Below are 26,185 nucleotides of genomic sequence, written 5' to 3' on the forward strand. Positions count from 1 at the left end.
GCAAGCTCTAGGCGTCGTCAAAATACGTAGACTCCCGCGGAAAGCGAAGGATTTTGACGAAGCAATGACAGGAATGACTACTTTAAAGAATACTTGGCTTATCGCCAAGCCTTAATGGCGAAAGTCTTAGTTGCACTTGGACTCGCAGGATGCGAGTTAGTTCGGCGTTGTTATAGGACGTAACGTTCTTAGCCGAACATCCTTGTTTGAAGAAAGTTTTTATACTTTCTTTAAGTGTCAACAAATCATCCGAACGGATTAATAAAACAAGTTCGGATGATTCTGTGACTCATATACTATTGACCCAGCCTCTGGGCTAAGATCTCACTTCTATTTCAGGACATTATTGTTCATCAGTGTTTTTCTTGTCGTCATCCGCAATTTCCGAAAGCTCTGCCCTTGTTTTTTCGAGTAGCTTTTGTAGTTGTTCCTTTTTTTCGGGAGTTTCCATAGCATGACGACCGACCTTAATAAAGTCATGGAATAAATTCTTAATGTCAGATCTTAAAGTCTGCATTTCATCTAGATCCACATTTTCAAACATATTCATTCTTGAGATAAAGGGGTCTTCGTTTTGGTGATTGTCTAAATAAGTTTGCCCCTCATCTGTAAGATGATAAACTTTTTTCCGTCCTTCCTTGGTTATATCGACAAGATCTTGATCTTCGAGCATTTGCAGAGTCGGATAAACAGAGCCGGGACTGGGCGAATAAAAGCCCTTGAACCTTTCTTCAAGTACCTTGATTAATTCGTAGCCATGTCTTGGTTGCTCTTGTAACAACTTTAACAAGACGATCTTAATATCACCGCGTTTGAAAAAACGTTCGCCACCATGATCTCCGCCGGGTCCTTTGCCTGCGAAGAAACGAGGTCCACCTTGTCTTCCTCCGAAGTTACCGTTTTCCATCCAGAATTCTTTATCGAATTTGCCACCTTTAAAGAAGCCATTATGATGAAAATGATCTTTCCCTTTAAAAAAAGGATGTTGAGGCCTATCAGGTCTTTTGAACATTGTTATCCTCCTGTAGTTTTTATTAAAAATTAACGATATATCGTTAATTAAATAGTATCCGATATATCGCTAACTGTCAAGACGGAGCATGTGATTTTTTACTGTGGTTTTTTATCTCTGCACCGGACTGTGAAGACTAGCTTACTTTTATCGCAGAGGATATTGATCAAAAAAGACAAAATGCTATGCGTTAAGGCAGACATGACGAAGCAAGAAGATGTGGACGCCCTAGCAGAATGCACGAAAACGGCGTTTGGAAGCGTGGACATATATGTCAACAATGCTGGGCAAATGGGGATGAGCTAAGTCCGGAGAGTCCTTTTGAAAGTGATCGGAAAAAAACCCAAGCGACTGATATTGCACAGGCAGTCATTTATACCGTGACTCAGCCGAATGATGTGAATAGAGTTAATGATCCATTTCAATGATCTCAAGCCACGTAGAAAGGCAATATGATTGCCCACCTTGATTTTCGGGGTGGGCTTGTTTTACATAACTTCCCTTTTCTTGAATATAATAAAGATAAATAAAAAAGGGTACGGATTCTTTTCAACTTTGGATTTGAACACCTGAAAATCAACACACCTATTCCCAAATAGAGAACCTAAAATATCCCCTTTCGAATGGACTACATTAAATAAGTATGTCGATTTTTGAAACATTTGTAATGATATTGTCATATATCTTATTATTTTGTAGAATAATAAGAGATAGATAGTATTGGGGGAGAAGCAATGAGGAAGCGCAGACGTTTAAATCGTAGAGGGAAGAAGGCTGTACTCATCCTGTTGACATTTATAACGAGTTTTCTTGTCGGGTGGGGCACAATTACCAAAGCAGACACCACGGAACAAGAAACCAAGATTTCCTCTATCCCGGCGAAACCATTATCACTGTCTTCTGGAACCAAAAAAGCCTTTGCCAGCTCGAAGCTGCATCAATCGATTCAATATAAACAGGAAATTAAGCGAGAACAAAGGCAACATCAAAAAGCACAGAACCTATTAGAAGCGGACCGAGACAATAAGGACATTTATTTAACCTTCGATGATGGACCGTCATCCAATACGAACCAATTGCTTGACGTCCTTGACCAATACAATGCTCAGGCGACTTTTTTCATGTTGGGCCCCAATATCCAAAGCCATCCATCGGTTGTGAAGCGAATAGTGAAAGAAGATTTCGGCGTTGGATTACATGGCATCACTCATGATGTTCACAAGATCTACAATTCAAAGAAAGCACCGTTACAAGAAATGACCAAGGACCAGCAAATATTACATAATATAACAGGTTCTCATTCTAGACTTGTCCGTTTGCCCTATGGCAGCATTCCTTATTTGACAGTGGGCATGCGTTCTTTGTTAGATCAAAATGGGTTTAAAATATGGGATTGGAATGTAGATAGTAAGGATTGGGAGTTAAAAGATCAGCGATTCGTGCATAAGACGATTCATGATATTCAGAACCTCAAAAAGAAAGGCGAAGTACCGGTTGTCCTTATGCATGATAGCGCTGCGACGATTCGCTACTTGCCACAACTTTTAAACTATCTTGAGCAACACGGCTATCAAACCAAAAAAATAACGAATAAAATGCCCCCTTTGACCTTCCAATGTGAAGGGCGCTGCCATTCAATCAGTTCATAGCTTCATATTTTAGCAAAGGAAGAAGCGATCGTAAGTATGACCATCATCAAAAGATTTGTGCCGTTCGGACTTTCTGTGATATTCGTATTGCTCGTGGGCGGTTGTCATCATGACCAAAAACAGGTGGAAAGTATTCATCATGATTTGAAACAATCGGCGCAAATTGAGAAAACATTTGCCGAGAATCAAGAAACATTAGGTAAAGTCAACCGCAAGGAACATAATCTCTATAAAACAATCATTTCTTTGAATGTTAATCAGACGGATAAGATTCAATCCGCAATAAAAAAAGCACAAAAATATAATAAGAAACAGCAGCAGGCCTTAAAAACAGCCAAAAAGCATTTCAAGCAGGCTTTTACCGAAGTCTCTTCAATGGAACCCGTTGTCGAAAAAATCAATGATACCAAGCAAAAAAAGGCAGCCTCGAAAGTTGTAGAACTCATGGAGAAACGCCATCATCTATACCAGTCTTATAATAAAAAGTACAGTCACGCGTTGGCGCTTAATCACGACTTCTATAAGCAGCTCGCAAAACAGGAATATAAAGTGTCCGAACTCGATCAGCAAATTGAAGAGATCAATCATGTCTACGACGATATGAAGAGCCTAAAACAACAATTTAACCGCTATACGAAACAGTACAACAAGGCGAAAATTGAATACTATCAGAAGGCGGGTTTGGAAGTGAAATCACAGGACAACAGTAACCCATAAATGACTCTTGGCTATAATGGATTAAATGTGATCCATTGCTGTTGTTTCCGCCTGCTTATCAACCTGTGATCAATATTGAAAAAGGCGAATGCTAAGTTTATACTCAACATTGCAATGATATGTTGAATATAAGGTAGGGGAATATATGGTCAAAGATCAGCATATTTTGGCTTTAATTAGAGAAAACCCATTTATTTCGCAACAAGAATTATCAGAAAAATTAGGGCTCTCGAGATCAGCGGTCGCTGGATATATATCCACCTTAACGAAAAAAGGGGAAATCGTTGGCCGTGCTTATATCGTTAAGGAAGAGGCAAAAATCACTTGTATCGGTGGAGCAAATATCGATCGCAAGTCACAAACCTTAAAACCTGTTCAGTACGGCACGTCCAACCCTGCAACGGTTAGGCAGTCCTCTGGAGGTATATCTAGAAATGTAGCGGAGAACCTTGGGCGGCTTGGATGTCACGTTTCGTTGATGACCTTAATCGGGGATGACCGGGACGGTAAATGGCTCTTGGATGAAACCAAACGTCACGGCGTCGATGTTAGCCAATGCTTAGCAATGAATCAGGAAAAGACAGGGACTTATACATCAATTCTTAATGATACCGGAGAAATGGTTCTAGCCGTCGCTGATATGAAAGTATACGATCAGTTCAGCATTGGATTCATTGAAGCCCGCTGGTCGCATTTAGCATCATCCAATATCATATTTGCTGACGCTAATCTTCCAGAAGCATCGTTAACTTATCTCATTAATCGATGTGCTAATGAGCAATTGTCTCTATGGGTTCATACCGTTTCTGCACCAAAAGCGCTGAAACTGCCTTCTCATTTACAGGGCATCGATGTGCTGGTTGCCACTCGTGATGAAGTAGCGGCATTAACGGAAATGGAGACGTTAACGATTGAAGACTGTAAGAAAGCTGCGGAACAGTTAATACAAAGAGGGGTTAAGGAAGTGATGATTACCCTAAATGAACAGGGCGTCTTATGGGTCAATGCTAATGGAGAACAAGCACACTTTCACCCACTACCTACTAATCCTATAGATAGAACAGGTGTAGAGGAATCCTTCATCGGCGGTGTTCTATTCGGTATCAGTCATGATGAATCCTTTGAACATGCTGTGCGTTTGGGTATGGCAGCATCTGCTGTGACATGGCAAACTTCAGAAACAAATGCTGACTTTTCAGCAGATCAACTTTATTCACTTGCCGATAATCACTATGAATGATGATAGATTAAACGGGACAATATGCAAAAAGAATAGATTTTTTCAGTAAAAGCCGATACTTCCTTACATTAGGGAGGTATCGGCTTTTTTTGTATTAAGAAAAGAGCATTTTCTATTTGCTAAACAATTGTCCTTGTGATAAACTTTTGTTTAATAAGGGGGTGTTGCATGTGTCTAACGCGGTTAATCAGAAAGAACTAACATCTCCCGTTGTCTGTATAGGGGGAGCGAATGTTGACAAAAAATTATATATCAAAAATGAAATCGTTAACAAAACATCTAACCCAGTCACCTCTTCTAAATCGGTTGGTGGAGTAGCAAGGAATATAGCTGAAAACTTAGGGCGTTTAGGGGAAGACGTGATATTGCTTTCAACGAGAGGTTATGATTCAGATTGGTTGGATATTGAACAGCTGTCTTCACCTTTTATGAATGTGGACTATGTTCATGATTTAGAAAATTTCGCCACAGGTTCCTATACAGCCGTTTTAGATAAAAACGGTGATTTATCGATCGCCCTGGCGGATATGGACATTTTTGATCACATGACACCTGAGCTCCTTTTAAAAAATACTGATATTCTTCTCAAAGCTAAATGTATTGTAGTCGATTTGAATTGCCCAAGTGAGACCATTGATTTTCTTTGTACATTCACAACTGAACACGATATCCCATTCGTCATTATTCCTGTTTCGTCTCCAAAAATGAATAGGCTTTCAAATACCTTGAATGCTGTGAATTGGCTGATTGTAAATAAAGATGAAACGGAAAATTTCATGAATATTGAGATAAAAGATAAAAGGGATTGGAAGAACTCTGTTAAGAAGTGGCTTGATTTGGGTGTTAAACAAGTTATTGTAACGAATGGATCAGCGGGTGTCATGACAGGGACCACGAATGGAGAGATTCATTACTTTCCGGCTATTGAGACACCAAGGGTTGTCGATGTTACGGGTGCAGGAGATTCCTTTTGTGCAGGTGTTATTTATGCCTGGTTACAAGAACAACCATTTGATTTTATTATCAAATCTGGATTGATGAATGCACACAAAACAATCATGTCAAAAGACACAGTCCGGCAAAAATTATCAGAAGACCAATTTTATTCAGACATGGAGGCGTTTTCAAATGAAGCAATATATTGAACTATCCGAAGAGGTCCAACAAGCAAAAGCAGAAGGGAAGGCCATTGTTGCCTTAGAATCCACCATTATTTCTCACGGCATGCCTTATCCACAAAATATTGAAATGGCTCGTGAGGTTGAACAAATTGTTCGTGATAACGGTGCCGTTCCGGCGACCATTGCTATCATGGATGGCACAATCAAAGTTGGCTTAACTGCTGAAGAGCTCGAGCTATTTGGACAAAGTTCTGATGTAGCTAAAGTTTCAAGACGTGATTTGCCCCATATTATTGCGACAAAACAACTAGGCGCAACAACTGTGGCCACAACCATGATTTGTGCTGATTTAGCTGATATCAAAATCTTTGTGACGGGTGGTATTGGCGGGGTTCATAGAGGGGCTGAAACAACTATGGATATCTCGGCTGATCTTGAAGAACTCGCTCAAACGGACGTCGCGGTCGTTTGTGCCGGTGCCAAGTCAATTCTAGATTTAGCTCTAACATTAGAGTACCTCGAAACAAAAGGGGTTCCTGTCATTGGATATGAAACAGAAGTCTTACCAGCCTTTTATACAAGAACAAGTGACCATCCGCTAAATTTCTCCACGGATTCAGTTGATGTTATTGCTGATGTATTAAAAACGAAATGGGACCTTAACCTTAAGGGTGGCGCTGTCATCGCTAATCCAATTCCTGAGGAATATGCCATGGATCAAACTTATATTGATGGCATTATCAATCAAGCTATTAAAGAAGCAGAAGACAATCAAATTTCCGGTAAAGACAGCACACCATTTTTGCTAGCGAAAGTTAAGGAATTAACGAACGGTAAAAGCCTTGATGCGAATATAGAATTAGTTAAACACAATACAAAAGTCGGTACACAAATCGCAGTTTGTTTTAATAACCAAGCTCAAATAATACCAAATCAGTTCTGATATAAGAGCCACTCAACTTCTATAAAGTTAATTGTTACGGCATTGATAACCGCTATACTTTATAGAAGTTGTTTTTAACAGTGTTTGAAAACGATATCATATAAAAGGAGCAACTGAGTATGAATATTATATTCTTGATAACAGGCATTTTGCTTGCCTTTGTTATTGCCTTTATATTTAGTAATAATAGGAGAGAAATTAAATATAAACGTATTCTCATAATGTTGGCAGTCCAAATTCTATTAGTTTATTTTATGATGAATACGAGTATCGGTCTTATTGCTATTGCTCAAGTGGGAGAGTTGTTTGAGAAGTTAATGGCCATTGCCGATGCAGGCGTCCAGTTTGTGTTTGGAGGTATGGTGAACGAAGGAGCATCGACGTTTTTCTTTACAGCCTTATTACCCCTCGTCTTCATTTCGGTATTAATAGGTATAGTCAACTATATCAAAGTATTGCCTTTTGTCATCAAATATATAGGATTAGTTTTAAGTAAAATCACAGGAATGGGTAAGCTGGAAAGCTACTTTGCCGTATCCACGGCTGTATTTGGACAACCGGAAGTGTTCTTAACCATTATCAAACAAATTCCTTTACTATCGCAAAAACGGCTTTACACTATTTGTACGTCTGCCATGAGTGCTGTCAGTATGGCAATGGTTGGGTCTTATATGACCATGCTGGAGCCAAAATACGTAGTCACTGCAGTTGTATTGAATATTTTTAGCGCGCTTATTATTGCGAATATTATCAATCCATATGACTTGGATGACGAAGATGATTTACTACAGACTGAAGAAAGTGCAAGAGTCCCTTTTTTCCAGATGGTTGGGGACAGCGTTATGGATGGTTTTAAAATTGCAATTACCGTTGCCGCCATGCTTTTAGGCTTTATTGCCCTGATGGAATTGGTTAATGTGATATTTCAAAGCTTATTTGATGTTTCCTTCCAGACGGTGATGGGCTATGTCTTTGCACCAATCGCTTTCCTAATGGGGGTCCCATGGGGAGAAGCCGTACAAGCAGGGGGTATAATGGCTACCAAACTTGTTACTAATGAATTTGTTGCGATGTTAAGCTTTGGTGATATTTCAGAGCATCTTTCTGAAAAAACCGTCGCCATTGTATCTGTTTATTTAGTCAGTTTTGCTAACTTTGGTACTGTGGGGATTATATCAGGTTCAATTAAATCTATCAGTGAAGAACAAGGGAGTTACGTTTCGAAATTTGCTTTAAAACTATTACTAGGAGCTACACTAGCTTCCGTCATATCAGGTACCATTATGGGATTAGTTATTTAATATTAATATAGAGGTGAAAGTGATGACAACGAGAAATATAATTATGGATTGTGATCCAGGACATGATGATGCGATTGCGATGATACTAGCTGCCGCTCAGCCAGAATTGAATATTCTGGGGATCACTACTGTCACCGGAAATTCAGATATTGATAAAACGACGATGAATGCGTTGAAAATTTGTGAATTGGTTTCATTAACTGATGTTGTTGTTTCAAAAGGGGCGAGTGAACCATTAGTTCGATGGCGTGAAAACGCCCCTGAGATTCATGGGGATTCAGGTTTGGATGGTCCAGAGCTGCCTGAGCCTTCACTGAGCTGGGGGGAGGAACATGGTTCTGACACCATTATAAGACTGACAAAAGAGTCAAAAGAGCCGGTGACTATTCTGCCAACAGGACCTTTAACCAATATTGCTTTAGCCTTATCAAAAGCGCCAGAGATTAAGGACAATATTGAAGAGATCGTCCTTATGGGTGGTGGTACTTTTGGTAACTGGACACCTACTGCTGAATTTAATATTTGGGCTGACCCCGAAGCTGCAAAGAAAGTATTTAATAGTGGGATTTCTACAACAGTTATGGGATTAGATATAACACATCAAGCGTTAGCAACCAAAGAAGTGATTGATCAGGTGAATGCAATTGATAATCATGTTGCTAACATAGTCGGTGAATTATTGACGTATTTTGCCTCAACCTATAAAGAGGTGTTTGATTTCGATGGGGCACCTGTACATGATGTCTTGACTGTTGCCTATTGTGTTGCACCAGAACTTTTTGCGACTAAGGACGTTAATATTGCGGTAGAAACGAAAGGAGAGTATACAGAAGGGACAACGCTCATTGATCTTCAAGGGGTCACTGGCAGAAAGGTTAATGCAAAGTTTGGATTAGAACTTGATGTAGAAGGCTTTTGGCAGCTAATGATTGAGGCATTAAAAACGTACTAGAATCTCATTCACCGCGGGAGTGCCATTAAGCAGTTAGAAAGTCAGGTAAACGATTTGTTTTAACGCTATATTTTAAGAACCAACAGATGTTGCCAACTTTGTCTCTTTTTTGGCTTCGTCCGATTCTGATTACATGACTGGCCAATCTGTATTAATAGATGGCGGCGTGGAATTTGCTTAATAACCATATTCAATTTGGAAATAAGTAAAAAGGAAGCCCTGTTTTGTCGGTCGAAAGACAAAACAGGGCTTCCTTTATCATATACATTCGGATGTTCTGTTGACAATCTTTAATACTGTGAAAAACTTGAAATTCCTTTACTGATTTTGTCGGCTGCTGTTAACAGCAGGGGCAAGTATGCTTCCTTCAATGTTTCCTTGCTAATTCTACCAGCATGTGCCGAACAATTGATGGCTGCGATGACTTTTCCATCAGTGTTTTTAATAGGGACTGCAATGGAACGGAGTCCTTCTTCAAGCTGCTGTTCTACTAATGCCCATCCTCTTTCACGAACATGATTGAGATTCTCTATTAATTCTTCTTGGGTCGTTATCGTATTATCGGTATATTTATCAAAAGTGGCATTATCTAAAAACTGGTTAAAACCATCTTGTGACAGATGGGCTAATAAGACATGTCCCATAGATGTGGCGTAAGCAGGCAAGCGAGATCCGACATTTAAATTGATTGTCATGATTCTTTTCGTTGGAACACGCGCAACATAAATAATATCCGTACCATCCAAAACTGCAATTGAACTTGACTCGCCTGTCTCAACAACAAAGTCCCTCATAAACGGATGAGCGATATTCCATATGTTTTGGGAGGAAAGATAAGCATAACCCAATGTTAATGTATGGGCTGTCAGTGAATAAACACCATTCATTGATTTGGCAAAACCAAGATGCTCTAGAGTCAAAAGGATTCTGCGTGCAGTTGGTCTGGATAGCCCGGTGACCCGTGCGGCCTCACTAATGGTTAATGTCTGGGTTTCTTCCGAAAATGCCTGGATGACGTTGAGTCCTTTTTCTAATGATTGGATATAATCTTGAGATTTATTGAAATTGTTCGAACCTTCCATTGACAATTGATATGCCTCCCATGCTATAATATGTACGCATAATAAAATATTGTACACATAGCGTACAATATTTTATTTGTTTTAGCAAGTGTTTTAATGAGCCATGATAAATTTTTCATTGATGAGAAAAGCCATTCACATCTTGAAGGAGGAGATATAGATATCAGTAACCATTTTTATAAAGTTGGATGCAATGGCTAGAGTTAACACAGGTTTGATTCAGTAAGTTCATGGAGTTAGCTATGTTTTGCAAAAAGGATTTATTTGGGGATGAGTAAATGATTGAATCTGTCGCAGTTATTGGTGCTGGTAATATGGGCAGGAGTATAGCCCAATTTTTGTTACAAAACAATGTAAACGTTTTATTAATCGATGAAAATGACAATGTTGCAAGACATGCCGAAGTATCAATTAAAAACCAGTTAGAGAAGTTGCATGAAAAAAATTGTTTGGATGAAATGTCAGCTTATGATCTTTCTAATCTCGAAATCGGTTATGGATTACCAGCTAGATTGACAGCTGATCTAGTTATTGAAGCTATTCCGGAAAAATTGGCATGGAAGCAGAATCTGTTTTTGAAGTTGGAAGACCTATGCAGTACAGATACACTATTTGCGACAAACACGTCAGGTCTATCCATTTCTGAAATCGCTTTAAATTTGGATTATCCAGAACGTTTGATTGGCACACATTTTTTTACACCTGCAGCCATTATACCGTTGGTAGAGGTCGTCAAAGGCCGTGAGACTTCTGATGCAACAGCGGGTTATATCGTGGACTATTTAAACGAATTGGGGAAGAAGCCTGTCCTGTTGCAAAAGGAAGTTCCGGGTTTTATCGGTAACCGGATCCAACATGCGATTGCTAGAGAAGCGATATCCTTACTGGAATCAGGAGTAGCGTCTGCTGAGGATATTGATACCGTTGTCAAATGGAGTATTGGTCTTCGCATGGTGCTGACAGGACCCATTGAACAGCGGGATATCAATGGTCTGGATATTCATTATGATATTGCATCTTATTTGTATAAAGATTTGAGTCATTCGGCAGCCCCATCTCCATTGTTAAAAGAAAAGGTAGATCAAGGGGAAACCGGATTAAAGGCTGGCAAAGGGTTTTATGATTGGGAGACAAAAGATGATAGAAATGATGTTAAAAATAAAGATGAGCAATTAATTGAGTTGATTCAGACAATCGGACAAAACAAGGAAACAGGGGGGCCTTTAGGATGAAAAGAGCGACAAACCTTTTTACAAATTTGGTAAATAAGTATTTACCTGACCCGTTTGTTATAGCCATTGGACTGACCATTGTATCGATCATCTTAGCCATGACTGTGCAAGGGGCTGGTTTTATAGAGACAACCGCTTATTGGGGTGATGGTTTTTGGGATCTATTATCCTTCACCATGCAAATGACGGTGATTTTGCTTACAGGGTATGTATTAGCCAAAACACCGGCGGTTGATAAGACCATTGATAAGTCGATTTCCAAGATCAGAAAACCATCCACAGCGATCGTGACAGCTACTTTGTTTGGAGGCATTGGAAGTCTATTTAACTGGGGATTTGGGTTAGTCATCGGTGGTATTGTGGCACAAAAGTTGGCCATACAGGTCAAAGGCGTCCACTATCCATTAATTATTGCAGCTGGATATAGTGGGTTTGCCCTTTATGGTTCGGGAGTGTCTGGAACAATCCCCGTAACCATTGCAACTCCTGGTCATTTCCTTGAAGAACAGATGGGAACCATTCCGATGAGTGAAACGATTTTTTCTTTGCCAATGATTCTTATGACCTTAGCCATATTAATTACACTACCTATATTAAATGCTAAGCTTCATCCTAAGAAAAAAGAAGAGATTATCGAAATTGATCCTAAGATTGTGGAAGAGGTTACAGATGCCGCAAAGGAGTCCGCGAGTGCGGAAGAGCAGACATTTGCTAATCGTATGAATCATAGTTATGTATTTGGTATTAGTATTGGTGTTTTAGGCCTTATCTATATTGTGACCCATTTTATTCAAGGGGGTTCATTGGATCTAAATACAGTGAACTTTATCATGTTATTTCTTGGCATTTTATTAATGGGGACGCCTGCACGATACTTAAGTGCTGTATCGGATGGCATTAAAACCGTAGCAGGTATTGTCTTACAATATCCATTTTATGCAGGGATTATGGCTATTTTAGTTGGATCCGGATTAATTACGACGTTTGCTCATTGGTTTGCAAGCTTTTCCACGGGGGCCACTTTACCATTTTGGAGCTTAATTAGTGCATTCCTTGTCAATATATTAGCACCTTCGGGTGGAGGCCAATGGGCTGTTCAGGGTCCGGTTATGATTCAGGCAGCTGAGGAGCTGGGCGCTTCACTTAATCAAACGGCAATGGCTGTTATGCTTGGGGACGCTTGGAATAATATGGTCCAACCATTCTGGATCTTGCCTGTATTGGCTATATCAAAATTACCTTTAAAAGCTGTCATGGGCTATATGGTCGTCATTATGCTATGGCTTGGGGTTGTCTTCGGCGCCTCCTTCCTGCTTTGGGGCTTTCTCGGGTAGTGTTAATCAATAGATATTAGTAAAAAGGAGTGGACTTTGATGCAAGCCGTTGTTAAGTCTAATGACCAACCTTATGAACTGTCGGTAACGGATTTACCAAAACCGAACATTAAAGATAGGGAAGTTTTAGTTAAAGTGAATCGTGTCGGGATCTGCGGTAGTGATTTGCATATGTATGCGGGCCATGAAGGGTATGACTGGATATCCTATCCGCTCGTATTGGGGCATGAGATAACCGGCACTGTAATAGAGACGAGTAATCAAGCTTTGCAGGACCGACGTGTTGTCATCAATCCATATGTTCCTTGCGGGGAATGTAACTATTGTCTTCGTGGTGAAGGTAATCGTTGTGATCATAATGCTTTCTTTACAAACAAGAAAGCGCCGAAATCATTGCAATATGGTTTTAGGCAACATGGTGGGATGGCAGAATTCATTGCTGTTCCTGAAGAAAATGTTGTTCCAATCTCTGATAAGGTTTCGGATAATGTTGCAGCCGTAGCAGAAGCGATAGCTGTTGGACTTACAGCAGTGGAGAAGACAGCGGTCACCGGGAAATCTGTTGTCATATTCGGCCCCGGACCCATTGGATTAGGTGTAGCGAGTCTATTAGTCGGGATGCAGGCTGACAATATCGTTATGGTAGGCGTTCCAGGCGATGAAATGAGACTGGAAAAGGCAAAGGAATTAGGCGTCCATCATACCGTGATAACCTCTGAAACCATCGTTGATGATTTATTAAATATAAATCATGGATATGATGGGGTCATCGATTGTTCCGGACATCATTCGGTGCCGAGAAATGCCGTTAAGGTTTTAAAAAAAGGCGGTGATCTTGTATTGGTGGGTATTTCCACTAACACATTTTCAATAGAAATGGATCAAATCGTTCGCGGAGAGATACAAATTAAGGGCAGTTATGGAATCACCGGGGCAACATTTAGACGAACGCTGGACTATGCGGCAGATGAGGCTTTTCCTTTTGACAAACTTGTTTCCGAAGATTATGACATTGCAAGTGTTAAACAGGCTTTTGATGGGGCATTAAATAAAGCGGCAGGCAAAATTGTATTAAAAATTAGTGAGTAGACAGGAGGCGTTTGTATGAATGTTATTGATCTGACGTTGGAACTTTATGATGGGCTTCAGTCATTTGCGAGTCATCCGCCTGTTCAAATCAAAGAACACTCTACTTTTGAAAATTCTAAAGATCGTTATATTCTCCCTTGTAAGGGGTTTGAGTCCCGGATGTTAGCATTTTCAGATCACAGCGGTACCCATATTGATGCACCCGTTCACTTTATTGAAGGTGGAGAATCTGCAAGTGAAATGGCATTGGAGAAAACGATGGGTGCTGGCCTTTTACTGGATGTTTCTGATTTTAAGGGTCCGGATGAGGCGGTTACGAGCGAGATGCTGGATCAGGCAGAAGCAAGGCAAGGTGTACATGTCCAGGAAGGTGATATCCTCCTCATACGTACACGAAAAGGCACATGGGGTGATGAAGGATTTTTTAGTGAAAAAGCCTTTGCGAGAAGCGCCGGAGCATGGATCACGGGTAAGAAGGTCAAGACAGTAGGTTTGGATCTGCCGAATATTGATGTGAATGACAATATGAAACGGGAAGTTCATTTAGAGGTCCTTGGCAAAAACATTTATATTGTTGAAAACTTAGTCAACCTTGAGAAATTGCCAAAGCAGGAACGCTTTCAATTCAATGCGACACCATTAAAAATGAAAAATGCGACAGCTTCCCCGGTCAGAGCGATTGCATTTGTGGAAGAGAAGTAAGTGATGAGGGAGGGAGCACTCCTTGGATATCTTGAATGATTTTAAAGACAATTATGGAAAAGTGCCGGAATGGGTTCGGAAAATGAATGATTATCAACCGAAGGCACTTGAGTATTACGCCAATCTCCAAAGTGAAATTATGAAAGACGGAGCCATTTCTACGAAAGATAAAGAGTTACTGCTTGTCGGCATGAATGCCGCAAGAAGATATGAAAAAGGGATGATGGATCATACGAAAAGAGCCATCCAATTGGGCGCCACAATCCCTGAATTGGTTGAGATCCTTACCCCATGTATTTTATCAAGGGGTATCCCGGCTTGGTTTGAAGGCATCAAAGCCATTCAATATGCCAAGGAAACAGGTAACAACCTATCATCTGAACCAACGGAATATGATAGGGTATTGGATTTTCAAGATGTGAATGAGGCGCTTGCTTATTTTAAAGACGAAGCAGGCGGTGTTAAAGCAGATTGGGTCGACATCATGGAGAAAGACGCTTCAGAGGTATTACGGCATTATGGGAATCTGAGGACGTCAATTTTAAAAGATGGGGTCGTCCCGAGAAAGATGAAAGAATTGGTACTGGTTGGCATTAATGTCGCTGAACGATACGAAAAGGGCATCGCATTACACGTTAAGTCTGCTAAGAAATTAGGCGCAACCGATCAAGAGATTGCTGAAGTGACACTGACAGGAGTGCTGACAGCCGGTATCCCCGCATGGTTTGAGGGTAGTGAATATCTAGAATAATCTACCAATCTCGTTTCCAGAGATGAAGAAGCAAGATTAATATTTATAGTTGATTGGAGCGGAAGGTTCGAGACTCCAGCGGGAGAAGCGGGACAGGTGAGACCCCACAGGCGATTAAGGATGATCAGCTAAATTCGTCACGTCCTGTGACAACGCAGATCCTACCCACATCCCTGTGGGCATGAGGAGGCTCACCGCCCGCCCCGCGGAAAGCGAGTATCCTGTAGCGGAAATCAACCCTCCTCTGAAATAGCAACAAAGTTTACGAAAAGACCCTTGAATGTGGTCAATAAATAATCTAACGGGGGGAGAAGGTATGACAAAAATCAAACAAGACGTAGAGGAAGCTTTATCCTGTGTGAAATCCGGGGACACCGTACTCGTTGGGGGCTTTGGATTGATAGGTGCCCCGCTCACATTAATTGACGAGTTGACGAAAAAAGAGGTGTACGATCTGACAGTTGTTAGTAATAATCTCGGTGAATCTGGAAAAGGCCTGGGAATATTATTAAACCAAAATAAAATAAAAAAAGGCATCGGTTCCTATTTCACCAGCAACCGGGATGTAGGTGATAAATATCAGAAAGGTGAAGTTGAACTGGAACTGAAGCCACAAGGAACGTTGGCTGAGTCATTAAGAGCTGGTGGTGCTGGATTAGGGGGCTACTATACGAAAACAGCGGTCGGTACAAAATTGGCAGAAGGAAAAGAAGAACGTGAAATTGACGGTGTAAAGTATATTTTTGAAAAGCCAATTCGTGGGGATGTGGCGCTGATCCGTGCTCACAAAGCTGATACATTGGGCAATGTTGTTTACTATAAAACAGCTCGTAACTTTAATCCATTGATGGCAACAGCAGCAAAACATGTGATTTTGGAAGTCGATGAGATTGTGGAGCCCGGAACATTGGATCCAGAGGCTATTGTGACCCCTCATCTATATGTTGACACAATCGTTGAAGCACGAAGAATCCTGACAAAGGATGGTGTCGTTAGCAAATGACAACGAAATTTACCAAGAAAGAAATGCAGAACATGATCGCCAGAAGGGCTGCAAAAGAATTACAGGGTCCGTTAACAGTGAATTTAGGGATTGGGATACCAACCCTCATACCCGAATATATGGACGATGATGACATTTACCTTCATACGGAAAATGGTTTACTTGGTGTAACGGATATAGAGGAAGACAATATTGATCCCAATCTTGTGAATGCAGGGAAACAGCCAGTTGGAGAATCCGTGGGTGCGTCTTTATTCAACAGTTCTGATTCGTTTGCGATGATTCGCGGTGGTCATGTTGATGTGGCTATTTTAGGTGCTTTGCAAGTTGATCAGACAGGTATCATCGCCAATTGGGCCGTTCCTGGGAAAAATATCATGGGGGTTGGCGGTGCTATGGATTTACTCGTCGGTGCCAAAAAGGTCATTGTAACGATGAGTCATACTTCCAAGGATGGTTCCAGCAAAATTTTAAAGGCATGCACGTATCCAATCACATCAACCCGCAGTATTGATATGGTTATGACGGAATTAGCGGTATTTGAAGTGGTTGATCAACAGCTCAGACTGGTGGAAATGATGCCAGGCGCTACTATTGAAGAAATCAGAGAAAAGACAGATGCTGAATTTATTGAATAGAGAGATGGAGGGTGATGAATTGAAACATCCAGTGATTATTGACTCCGTACGAACGGCTGTAGGAAAACTTGGAGGAACATTGGTCAATGAAACCGCAGATAATCTCGGATCACATGTGATCGAAGCACTTTTGAACCGGACAGATTTGGACAAAAGTGCTGTTGATGAAGTGATTTTAGGGCAGGCAAAACAGAGCTCTGATGCATCAAATGTGGCACGGGTTGCCATGTTACGTGCTGGGATCCCTGTCGAAGTCCCTGGCTATACGCTTCACCGGCAATGCGGTTCCGGTCTTCAATCGGTGAACGCTGCAGCTCAACAAATCCAGCTCGGATTAAGTGATATCATCGTTGCTGGCGGAAGCGAATCAATGAGCACGGCTCCTTATTATGTCAGTGGTGTCAGGTTCGGTGTGACGTCCGGTGACGTCTCATTAAAGGATCCGAATACAGCTAGTCAGCCCGGTTCTCAGCCAAGAGAAGACTACGGGGACTTGAATATGGGGTTAACCGCAGAAAACGTTGCAGAGAAGTATAACATATCGAGAGAAGAACAAGATGCATTTGCGATGAGCAGCCAAGAAAAGATCAAAAATGCGATGTCCAAAGGCTATTTTGATAATCAAATTGCCCCTTACACAGTGAACAATCGTAAAAGTACGGTGGAATTCAGTGTCGATGAGCATCCTCGCGAAACAAACCTCAACAAGCTAGGAAAATTAAAACCTGCTTTCAAATCAGGCGGTACCGTTACTGCCGGCAATGCCAGCGGGCGCAATGATGGCGCAGCCGCTTTACTGGTTATGGCCGAAGAGGAAGCACAGAAGCGTGGCTATCAGCCTAAAGCACGAATCATTGCTCAAGCTGCGGCAGGATGTTCGCCGGAATTGATGGGGATGGGTCCTGTCTATGCCACACGAAAAGCATTGAAACAAACCGAGTTATCCATTGAAGACATTGATGTTGTGGAATTGAATGAAGCATTTGCCGCTCAGTCACTTGCCTGCATGAATGAGTTGGGGTTTGATCATGCGAAAGTGAATCCAAATGGCGGTGCAATCGCAATGGGTCACCCCATTGGGGCCACGGGAGCCATCCTCATGACGAAATTACTCCACGAATTAGAACGCACCGGTCAAAGATATGGCTTAGTTACGTTATGTATCGCGGGAGGTATGGGCATATCAACAATTGTTGAAAATATGCAGCTGTAATTAGGGCCTTGTTGTGTACACCTATGTCTTCAAATCTTCCGTATTAAAACCCTTTCTAGATTGCGTGAGGTAATTACATTGGAATAGAAATATAGTCACAACCCACTGACAGTCATTTACTGTTGGTGGGTTGTGTTATAAAATTATTTGCTCTTCACTGCATGAAACTGCCGATAATATATAGAAGTAATATAATTAAAACAAATATGACTATCCCAGTAACGGCACTTAATATGGCGAAATATTTTCCGGCTCCTTCAGGGCTCTTAATAGCTAAAATTAAAGATAATAGTAATAGAAAAGCGAGCAATGGAAGGGTGTTTATATCTCCAATCTTAACTAATATTAACCAGAATGATAACCAAGGAACTAAAAATGGGACTAACCAAAAATATTTTCTCATCTTCTTATCCTCTCAATTGCAACTGATGCGGTAAATTATATTCAATTAAATTTCAGTAGGGTTTAGGTATCAAAATGGGTAACCTTATCTTATCAGAAACAGAAGGAATTAGTGACGGCATATAGAAGAGCAATCTAATCAAAAATCATCCATTTACATCGTTATGTCTTTGCTAAAATATATGAGGGGAAATGAAAGAATGATGGTGATAAGCACCCATGTTCGGATTTGAAATCATTGTGATTAGGGTATATAAAATAATTAAGGACGCTAGGTACTCTAATACCTATCGTCCTACAGTTACAGACCGCAAGATAGCGGTGACCGATTCAGGGAGTAACCCATCCCCTTACTGGCTAGGTGCAGGGTGGGTTACTTTTTTCTGTTGACTGCGATTATGGCGAAGAAACCCTACAGAATCTTAGATTCCTGTAGGGTTTCTATCTTTATGGGGATTGAAACTGTTATAAGCCTCCGAAACGACCAACTAAGTAATATATTCTTAACCTCTGTGTAACCGTATTACATAGAAGTATGTGATAGCATTGTCACCAATGAAACTTAAGGAGGCCTATTTCATGAAAAAGTTAGTAGCGTCAGTAACGCTAGGAATTGTCATAGCAGGTGCTTCTCTTACGACTGCTTCAGCCGAGGAAGTTAAGGTACAAAAAGGTGATAGTTTATGGAGTATAGCCAATACATATCACACTTCAGTGGACGACTTAATGAAAATAAATGACTTGAATTCAACTGTTATACATCCCAATCAAACACTATTAACGAACAAGCAATATACAGTTAAAAAAGGTGACACATTATCTGAGATTGCAAGTCAGCATGATATAAAGGTAGATCAATTGAAGAAATGGAATGATCTTGAATCGAATCTCATTACTATCGGTCAAAAGTTAGCCATTAATGATATGAATACAAGTCAGGATCCAAATACTGCTGAGCAATCTAATAAGAATGATGAGAAAGACAAAAAAGCAAAGAAGGCACAAGCTGATGCTCAGACCGAGCAAAAAGTAGAAACTAAAGATAAAAACAAAAATGAAAAGAATGACAAAGCGCAAGATGAATCCTTTACTGTAACGGCTACGGCATATACAGCGAAAAGTGCCGGTGGCAATGGGGTAACGGCGACAGGTATTAACCTCAATAAAAATCCAGATGCAAAAGTTATTGCCGTTGATCCAGACGTCATTCCATTAGGATCGAAAGTGCATGTTGAAGGTTATGGTGATGCAATAGCTGGGGACGTTGGGGGTGCCATTGACGGAAAGAAAATCGATGTTTACTTCCCGACAAAGTCCAAGGCTAAAAATTGGGGCGAACGAAAAGTGGATGTAACTGTCGTAGAAAAATAGTTTTAAGCAGCAAGGTAGAAAAAAGCTTGTAGATCAATATCTACAAGCTTTTTTGTATTATTTTAGTACTTGTCGTTATTCAATAGCGGGTGGATGTTTTTTCTATAAAAAAGAGACCTATTTTCATAGGTCCAACAATCATCGTTTATATAAGCTGTCTCAGCTATGGTTCAGACGATGATGACCATAGCTATAGCTGTTACTACCGAAATGATAAATGAACCGACGACTAACCACCGAGGATTTTTAGTATTCCCTCCAACAAGATATTGAGCTAAAGAAACAACGACAAAAAGGGTGATGGCTGGGATCCCAAGGGTGTTAGTGGTAATGTTTCCACCGGTTAATAGCATTAATGCTACAAATAAGATGGCATAAGAAAATGCCGCCATGAAAGCATTGGAGGTCTTTCCAAGTACGCCGTTGTTACGATTTGAAGCTTCACTAAGGATCTCTTCATTTTGCATATCATGAGAACCTCCCTTCATTTGGTCATGTTCTAGAAGCAATTTCTTCTGATACCGCTTATACCTAGAATCTCAGCAGCAGCTCCCCCCGCAATTTCCATAAAGTCGCTTGCATTTCCTGCACCAACAAGTAATTTGGCTGTTTGGGTAACGCCTCCTAGTGCTTTAACTGCTTTATAAGCTTTAAAGACAGGGACAACGGCCATGGTGATAAAAGCAGCACATTTAGTTACTTTCCAAGCACTACCCCAAAAGCCTTTTTGAATGGCAATTCTTTTGCCATCAGCAGTCGTTACCATGGAAGTTCCGTTTTTATTAAACTTAATAGATGTTGTGTTCTGAGGCAGTTTAGTTTTGCCCTTTTCAGCAAGGAGAGTATTAACTGCTTTGACGTTTTCGGAATTGACATTCACAGTTGTAGATGATGGCGCATACTTAATTTTCGCCTGATGCTCTCCAACTAAAACGCCTTGATCCAACTGAGTTGAAAATGTGGTTGAGGGCATATTATTTTCGGTAACATTCTTTGCAGCTGCGAATGACTTTGATGGCATGACCATAATACCCACAACTAAAGCCATAGAAAAGGTTAACAACATCCAAGTTTCCTTTTTGAACATAAAAAAACTCCCCGATTCCAATTTATTTTTTTATGTTGATTCTAGGATGTTCTTACTTGCCCATTTTTTCCTCCTTTAACCGATTTTGTTAGTAACGCTACTTTTTAGAGCATATCATACTATGTTACAGAATTTGTATATGTCATAAGCACCAAATTACAATTAGGTCTAATGTTTGGTACGACAGGTTCTCACACATTTCTAAGACTTTTTTTATAGCTGTTTTTCTCTCCATTATTTCATCATGCTATGTTTTTAGCCGATATTAATTAGGTGGGAGAAACCTGAGGAGAAGGAAGTCATTCTCCTCGAATTTTTTATACACAAGAGTCAATTTCATAAATGCTTATATTCATCATTGATCCGAACATTCGAACGGTCTAATGTATTAATGTTTGTCAATTCAGCGCATTAACATCGTTGATTGGAACGGCAGGCGGCGACTCCTGCGGGAATAGCATGAGTCTTGAGACCCCGCAATGCAATCAAGGATGATCAGCTCATGTAAGGAGGTTCAGCTAAAAACGTCACGTCCTGTGACAACGCTGATCCTACCCACATCCTGAGGGCATGAGGCTCAAGCCATGCCCGCGGAAAGCGTCCGCCTAAAGTGGACATCAACAGGCCAAGCACACTGACAAATGTTTGGGTTTTCTGCTTTAGTCTTGAATGATGACATTGACTCACAAAATAAAAAGGATATTATTATAGTGAGCTTGTTACAAAGACCACTAGATTAAAAAATATTAAACCTAATAAGGTCGAATCAAGCACCCTTTGTCTTTTTAAAAAAGCAATAAACCAATCGTGATCGGAATGAATCCCCACAAAAGGGCCATGACACAAAATCCCATAATATCTTTGACTTTTAATCCCGCAATGGCCAACAATGGTAATGTCCAGAACGGTTGAATCATATTTGTCCAGGCATCTCCCCAAGCGACAGACATCGCTGTCTTAGCTGTATCAACCCCAAGTTCTAGCCCGGCCGGCACCATAATCGGCCCTTGGATGGCCCACTGACCGCCACCAGATGGCACGAAAAAATTAACAATCCCTGCACTCAAAAAAGTAAATAACGGAAATGTAAACTCATTTGAAATACTGACAAACCATAATGACATTTGTTCGGACAAACCTGAAGCGACCATCATCCCCATAATGCCCGCATAGAATGGAAATTGGACAATGATACCTCCAGCATTTTTGACGGCATCCGAGACACAATTTAAAAAACGTCTCGGTGTTTTGTGACAAATAATGCCGAGGAATAGGAAGATAAAATTGACAATATTAATGTTTAAATCAAAACCCTTTTGCGCAAAGTGATAGACAATGAAGGCCAAACCTAAAAGACCGATCAACATTGAGATGATCGTGCTATTTTCTAAGCGATCTGCAGGTGTTGGTTTATCATCAGATGACGGCTCTGGTGCTGGTTCTACAGTTGCAGCCATTTGATCGTTCGCTGATGGTGGATCTAATGGTCCTTGACCCTCGGTCGCTTTCAACAAGAGACGATTGAGCAAAGGTAGTGTGATGAGCAAAGCAATAATGATAAATAAATTAAAGCTCGTAAATAATGTTTCACTGACCGGAATGATACCGATCGTATCTTCTAGGAAATGTCCATCAGTTGCAATAGTTAACGGAACGGACCCTGACAGTCCGCCATGCCAGAGCAAGTATCCACTATAGGCACTAGCAACTAATAGACGATAATCAACTTTGGGTACCACGCGGACGACATGTCTAGCAAATAAGGCGCCAATAACTAGCCCGAATCCATAGTTGATAAAACAAGCAATCGCAGCGACAAACGTGACAAGCATGATCGCTTGCCCCGGTGTCTTAGCAAATCGGGCCAGCTTGGATAATAAGGATTCAAATATTGGACTGTTAGCTAAAATGTATCCGGTTACAACAATGAGTGCCATTTGCATCGCAAAAGATAACAGGTCCCAAAATCCATCTCCCCAATAATGGACCATATCGATTGGGGAACTATCGGTCAAACCAACACCCATCACATAGACAATCAAGGTCAATATAATCGCGAAAAGAAAAGCATCAGGCAAATAGCGTTGGACAATCCGGTTAAAAAACAATGTCGTGGATTTAAACATGTTTGATCTTCCCCCTTAATTAAAGGTTGTTAAAAGTGGTGGCCGTTGTTTCCCGTAACCAGTTGCTTTTTCAAAGGCATGACCGATTTGTAGCACTTCAAAATCAGCGCGGTGACGACCGACAATTTGTAGTCCAAGCGGTAACCCATCAGATGTGAGGCCGCTCGGAACAGACAGGGCTGGATGACCTGTTGCTGAAATATAATAGCATGACCGCATCCAATCAATGTAGTTCTCCATAGACTCACCTGTAATGGTCTTCGGGTAGTCTAAGTTGGCGTCAAATGGGGGTACTTGGCTAACGGGAAGCAGCAGCACATCGTATCGTTCAAAAAATGCCCGCATGTTGTGGTAAAGCTGCTGATGGTGTTGTATGGCTTGATCGATGTCACGACGACTCAACTGTTGCCCCTTCTCAATATTCCAAATCAAATCTGACTTGAATAATTCACGGTGTTGATCAAGTAATTCCGAGTAAGACATGGCCATTTCCCATGCTCGTAATACATGAAAAACATGGTCCGCATCAGCCAAATCCGGACAGGCCTCTTCAACAATACAGCCAAGGTCTTCAAAAATTTTGACTTGCTGTTCGATATTTTCTCTGACGGCTGGATCAACGGGAAAAGCCCCTCCAAGGTCAGTGGACCATGCGACACGAAGCCCTGTCAGATCACGATCGAGCGTCTCACGAAATTGCGTTCCGGGTTCTTCAATAGATATTGGTGAGCGCGTATCTGGTCCGGCGATCACTGACATCATAAAGGCGGCATCGGCAACGTTACGCGCGAGCGGTCCTTGAACAGCCAATGGAGAAAGTGGCGCCTTCTTCGGGTATGACGGAACACGTCCTGGTGATGTCCTTAACCCAACAACGTTGTTGAAAGCGGCTGGGAATCGGCAAGAACCCCCCATGTCACTGCCATCGGCTAAAGGCGTCATTCCACACGCTACAGCAACAGCTGCACCGCCACTGCTGCCGCCTGCAGTCTTGGTTAAGTCATAAGGATTTTTTGTTGTACCAAATACGCTATTATAAGTATGGGCACCTGCTGCAAATTCAGGGACGTTTGTCTTCCCGACCGTAATCGCACCTGCGCCTTTTAACCTTTCAATGATGAGGTCGTTTTGCTCAGGGATATGATCACGAAAGACAGGTGATCCATAAGTTGTTGGGATACCAGCCGTTGCGTGGGTATCTTTGTGTGCCATGGGCAGACCATGCAATGGCCCAACATCAATTCCAGCGGCAAGCTGCTCATCTGCAGCAATCGCAGCTTGTACGGCCTGATCTTCAACGGGTGACACAATTGCATTCACGTATGGATTCATTTGCTTTATTTGATCTAGATGAGCTTCCATCACTTCACGAGCGGATACCTTCTTTTGTTTGATGGCGCTTGCGATATCGCGCGCAGTCATGAAACAAATATCCATATGACCAGCCCCTTATATTTGGATTTGTCAACGTTCTCAAGTGGGTTCAGATGAAGTCGATTGTCGACGATATGTTGGCTTGTTTATATATTATGCGGAGAATCATTTGAATATCATTTGGAATTATTAAAAAATAATAGAGGGTATTAAAATAAAGGAACATTCTTAGATACTAGAAATAATTAACAAACATTATAATTTAGCGAATTTAAGATCCAATCAGCAATCGGCTCAGACCAGGTACATGGGTGCCAATACCAGAAAAATTTATGGTTGTTATGGAGACGAGATAAACTTCAATCAAAAGGGTGAGTCAATGAAAAGGTTCAACACAGTCATCTACTCTAAATGGTTTGCTATTGTAAGCATAATTGCACTCATTGTGGCTGCATCTGTTTTTATTTGGTTTTTTGGACTCCCAGCTTTGGCAGGGTAAAAGGGGGAGCTATTGTGATCAGCGGTGATAATAATAACGTCAACTAATTTCATCTTTTAAGAATATAGTTTGGACATCATATAAATCCTGGAATGGAATGATGCCGTTATTCTGGCTGTGCTTTTTCCGGGTGAAAAATGAAGTTATTTATAAATAATTGTTGAGCTGCCACTTAGGATTAGGTAGCTTTTTTTGTTATTAGGAAAATACTTAGACGGTAGACATTCTAAAGAATTACTGTAAAGGACATAAGGATGAATGAAAAAAATAACCCATTCCCTTACTGGTTAGGTGTAGAATGGGTTATACTTTTTCTGTTATTACCAAGGCATCATCCCGTTTTCATCATAGAGTTTACCATTATGAGTGGTGTCACTAAGTGCATATTGAGTAATAATCTGTGCGCTTTCAGCTGGCGTACGGCCGCCTGGTGCGTTTCCATTCAGATCCGTTGTTGTGAATCCTGGTGTTACACCAATCATTTCAGGGCCGTCGTTACCAAACTCTTTTCCAAAGGCTAATGTTAGAGCATTCACAGCTGTTTTCGATGAGTTATAACCTAAAGCATTAATGGGAGCCGTTTCCCCGTTATCGAACTTGGTCTGTGAAGCCATATCAGTTGTGACATTAACTATTCTGCCACTCTGAGCCTTCTTCATTAATGGTAGAAAGGCTTGTATCATTTGAAAGGTGCCAAAGAAGTTCACATCAAACGCTTGGCGCAATGTTTCTAATTTAAGTTCACTTGGTAAAGTACTGTGATCGAGTGAGATCCCTGCGTTATTAATGAGCAAATCAATGTGATCCGTCACTTCGAGTATTTTTTCCACAGAATTATGAATGGACTGAGTGTCAGAAATATCAACGGGTATAAATGAGACATTTGCATAACCCAAAGATTGAACAGCTTTTTGTCCAAGGTCCTCATTACGAGCTCCAAGGAATACGTGGTAATCCTCGTCAGCTAATTGATGGACGATTTCATACCCAATGCCTTTATTTGCACCAGTTACAAAAGCGTATTTTGTCATTACGAATGCCTCCAAATTTTTATTTTTAAGGCTATGTTAAAGGTCATTGTTGTTTTTTGCCCTTCGTTGATTGGAAAGGGGGGCGAACGCCTGGAGCGGAAATCAACAGTCACGTTTAACAGAGCCATTTTTAATAGGATACACCCTAAACCTCACTTAATGCCAAGATTTGAATTTTTTGTTGAAAGCATTTGGTGTCATATATTTGTACAGTATGTTTGGAAGTCCCTCAACAAAACAAGCACCGCCTTTGTTAGGAAGTTTTAAGGGAGAATGTGTCACTTTTGGTTTCTGATCATTTCATTCTACCATGCTT

Annotated in this window: 24 protein-coding genes and 1 pseudogene; 18 read left to right on the top strand and 7 right to left on the bottom strand. The window is 40.9% G+C overall.

Annotated elements, in window-relative coordinates:
• Positions 1–343: 343 nt before the first annotated feature.
• Positions 344–1,012 carry a PadR family transcriptional regulator gene (locus tag B9Y89_RS08135; protein WP_139822756.1) on the bottom strand — a complete coding sequence of 223 codons (669 nt, stop codon included), beginning with the start codon at positions 1,010–1,012 and terminating at the stop codon, positions 344–346.
• A gap of 129 nt (positions 1,013–1,141) precedes the next feature.
• Here B9Y89_RS08135 and B9Y89_RS19590 point away from each other — a divergent pair, with 129 nt between their 5' ends.
• From B9Y89_RS19590 to B9Y89_RS08180, 9 genes and pseudogenes are all read left to right on the top strand, one after another.
• Entirely contained in the window at positions 1,142–1,318 is a 177-nt protein-coding gene (locus B9Y89_RS19590) for an SDR family NAD(P)-dependent oxidoreductase (protein WP_369596727.1), read from the top strand.
• 428 nt (positions 1,319–1,746) lie between these two features.
• Positions 1,747–2,661 carry a polysaccharide deacetylase family protein gene (locus B9Y89_RS08145; protein WP_085522728.1) on the top strand — a complete coding sequence of 305 codons (915 nt, stop codon included), beginning with the start codon at positions 1,747–1,749 and terminating at the stop codon, positions 2,659–2,661.
• Between the two features lie 36 nt (positions 2,662–2,697).
• Complete coding sequence (locus B9Y89_RS08150; protein ID WP_085522729.1) at positions 2,698–3,378, top strand: YkyA family protein; 681 nt, start codon at positions 2,698–2,700, stop codon at positions 3,376–3,378.
• A gap of 145 nt (positions 3,379–3,523) precedes the next feature.
• Entirely contained in the window at positions 3,524–4,618 is a 1,095-nt protein-coding gene (locus B9Y89_RS08155) for a carbohydrate kinase (RefSeq protein ID WP_085522730.1), read from the top strand.
• A gap of 170 nt (positions 4,619–4,788) precedes the next feature.
• On the top strand, positions 4,789–5,763 hold the full coding sequence (locus tag B9Y89_RS08160) for a carbohydrate kinase family protein (RefSeq protein ID WP_254901215.1): 975 nt from the start codon (positions 4,789–4,791) through the stop codon (positions 5,761–5,763).
• Positions 5,747–6,682 carry a pseudouridine-5'-phosphate glycosidase gene (locus B9Y89_RS08165; protein WP_085522732.1) on the top strand — a complete coding sequence of 312 codons (936 nt, stop codon included), beginning with the start codon at positions 5,747–5,749 and terminating at the stop codon, positions 6,680–6,682. Before B9Y89_RS08160 ends, B9Y89_RS08165 begins: the two co-directional genes overlap by 17 nt.
• 119 nt (positions 6,683–6,801) lie before the next feature.
• Complete coding sequence (locus B9Y89_RS08170) at positions 6,802–7,983, top strand: NupC/NupG family nucleoside CNT transporter (RefSeq protein ID WP_085522733.1); 1,182 nt, start codon at positions 6,802–6,804, stop codon at positions 7,981–7,983.
• A gap of 22 nt (positions 7,984–8,005) precedes the next feature.
• Positions 8,006–8,935: a nucleoside hydrolase gene (locus B9Y89_RS08175; protein ID WP_085522734.1), complete on the top strand. Its 930-nt coding sequence runs from the start codon at positions 8,006–8,008 to the stop codon at positions 8,933–8,935.
• A 76-nt stretch (positions 8,936–9,011) separates the two neighbouring features.
• Positions 9,012–9,116 (top strand): annotated as a pseudogene (locus B9Y89_RS08180) (SDR family oxidoreductase); the annotation flags it as partial.
• A 109-nt stretch (positions 9,117–9,225) separates the two neighbouring features.
• Here the strand turns inward: B9Y89_RS08180 and B9Y89_RS08185 are convergent.
• A complete protein-coding gene (locus B9Y89_RS08185; RefSeq protein WP_085522805.1) occupies positions 9,226–10,017 on the bottom strand; it encodes an IclR family transcriptional regulator domain-containing protein in 792 nt (263 codons plus the stop codon).
• 278 nt (positions 10,018–10,295) lie between these two features.
• On the opposite strand from B9Y89_RS08185, the gene B9Y89_RS08190 reads away from it, so the two are divergent.
• The 9 genes from B9Y89_RS08190 (at position 10,296) to B9Y89_RS19480 (ending at position 19,752) form a co-directional block, all read left to right on the top strand.
• Entirely contained in the window at positions 10,296–11,249 is a 954-nt protein-coding gene (locus B9Y89_RS08190; RefSeq protein ID WP_085522735.1) for a 3-hydroxyacyl-CoA dehydrogenase NAD-binding domain-containing protein, read from the top strand.
• Positions 11,246–12,583, top strand: coding sequence for a short-chain fatty acid transporter (locus tag B9Y89_RS08195; RefSeq protein WP_085522736.1), 1,338 nt, complete (start codon positions 11,246–11,248; stop codon positions 12,581–12,583). The genes B9Y89_RS08190 and B9Y89_RS08195 overlap by 4 nt, the downstream gene beginning before the upstream one ends.
• A 39-nt stretch (positions 12,584–12,622) precedes the next feature.
• Positions 12,623–13,672, top strand: coding sequence for a zinc-dependent alcohol dehydrogenase (locus B9Y89_RS08200; RefSeq protein ID WP_085522737.1), 1,050 nt, complete (start codon positions 12,623–12,625; stop codon positions 13,670–13,672).
• Between the two features lie 15 nt (positions 13,673–13,687).
• Positions 13,688–14,374, top strand: coding sequence for a cyclase family protein (locus tag B9Y89_RS08205; protein ID WP_085522738.1), 687 nt, complete (start codon positions 13,688–13,690; stop codon positions 14,372–14,374).
• A gap of 22 nt (positions 14,375–14,396) precedes the next feature.
• Positions 14,397–15,125 carry a carboxymuconolactone decarboxylase family protein gene (locus B9Y89_RS08210; protein WP_085522739.1) on the top strand — a complete coding sequence of 243 codons (729 nt, stop codon included), beginning with the start codon at positions 14,397–14,399 and terminating at the stop codon, positions 15,123–15,125.
• Between the two features lie 316 nt (positions 15,126–15,441).
• Positions 15,442–16,128 carry a CoA transferase subunit A gene (locus tag B9Y89_RS08215; protein ID WP_085522740.1) on the top strand — a complete coding sequence of 229 codons (687 nt, stop codon included), beginning with the start codon at positions 15,442–15,444 and terminating at the stop codon, positions 16,126–16,128.
• A complete protein-coding gene (locus B9Y89_RS08220) occupies positions 16,125–16,766 on the top strand; it encodes a 3-oxoacid CoA-transferase subunit B (RefSeq protein WP_217807179.1) in 642 nt (213 codons plus the stop codon). The genes B9Y89_RS08215 and B9Y89_RS08220 overlap by 4 nt, the downstream gene beginning before the upstream one ends.
• A gap of 19 nt (positions 16,767–16,785) precedes the next feature.
• Positions 16,786–17,979, top strand: coding sequence for a thiolase family protein (locus tag B9Y89_RS08225; protein ID WP_139822757.1), 1,194 nt, complete (start codon positions 16,786–16,788; stop codon positions 17,977–17,979).
• A gap of 981 nt (positions 17,980–18,960) precedes the next feature.
• On the top strand, positions 18,961–19,752 hold the full coding sequence (locus tag B9Y89_RS19480) for a 3D domain-containing protein (RefSeq protein ID WP_085522743.1): 792 nt from the start codon (positions 18,961–18,963) through the stop codon (positions 19,750–19,752).
• A 170-nt stretch (positions 19,753–19,922) separates the two neighbouring features.
• Here the strand turns inward: B9Y89_RS19480 and B9Y89_RS08240 are convergent, their stop codons facing one another.
• The 5 genes from B9Y89_RS08240 to B9Y89_RS08260 all read right to left on the bottom strand — a co-directional run bounded on the left by B9Y89_RS08240 (position 19,923) and on the right by B9Y89_RS08260 (position 25,869).
• Positions 19,923–20,219, bottom strand: a complete 297-nt coding sequence (locus tag B9Y89_RS08240) for a hypothetical protein (RefSeq protein ID WP_085522744.1) — start codon at positions 20,217–20,219, stop codon at positions 19,923–19,925.
• A gap of 32 nt (positions 20,220–20,251) precedes the next feature.
• The gene (locus tag B9Y89_RS08245) at positions 20,252–20,839 is read right to left on the bottom strand and encodes a hypothetical protein (RefSeq protein ID WP_085522745.1); all 588 of its coding nucleotides are present in this window, start codon (positions 20,837–20,839) and stop codon (positions 20,252–20,254) included.
• A 785-nt stretch (positions 20,840–21,624) separates the two neighbouring features.
• Positions 21,625–22,965, bottom strand: coding sequence for a short-chain fatty acid transporter (locus B9Y89_RS08250; protein ID WP_085522746.1), 1,341 nt, complete (start codon positions 22,963–22,965; stop codon positions 21,625–21,627).
• Between the two features lie 15 nt (positions 22,966–22,980).
• A complete protein-coding gene (locus B9Y89_RS08255) occupies positions 22,981–24,402 on the bottom strand; it encodes an amidase (RefSeq protein WP_085522747.1) in 1,422 nt (473 codons plus the stop codon).
• A 756-nt stretch (positions 24,403–25,158) separates the two neighbouring features.
• On the bottom strand, positions 25,159–25,869 hold the full coding sequence (locus B9Y89_RS08260; RefSeq protein WP_085522748.1) for an SDR family NAD(P)-dependent oxidoreductase: 711 nt from the start codon (positions 25,867–25,869) through the stop codon (positions 25,159–25,161).
• Positions 25,870–26,185: the final 316 nt, after the last annotated feature.

The organism is Tuberibacillus sp. Marseille-P3662, from assembly GCF_900178005.1.
In the GTDB taxonomy this organism is placed as follows: domain Bacteria; phylum Bacillota; class Bacilli; order Bacillales; family Sporolactobacillaceae; genus Marseille-P3662.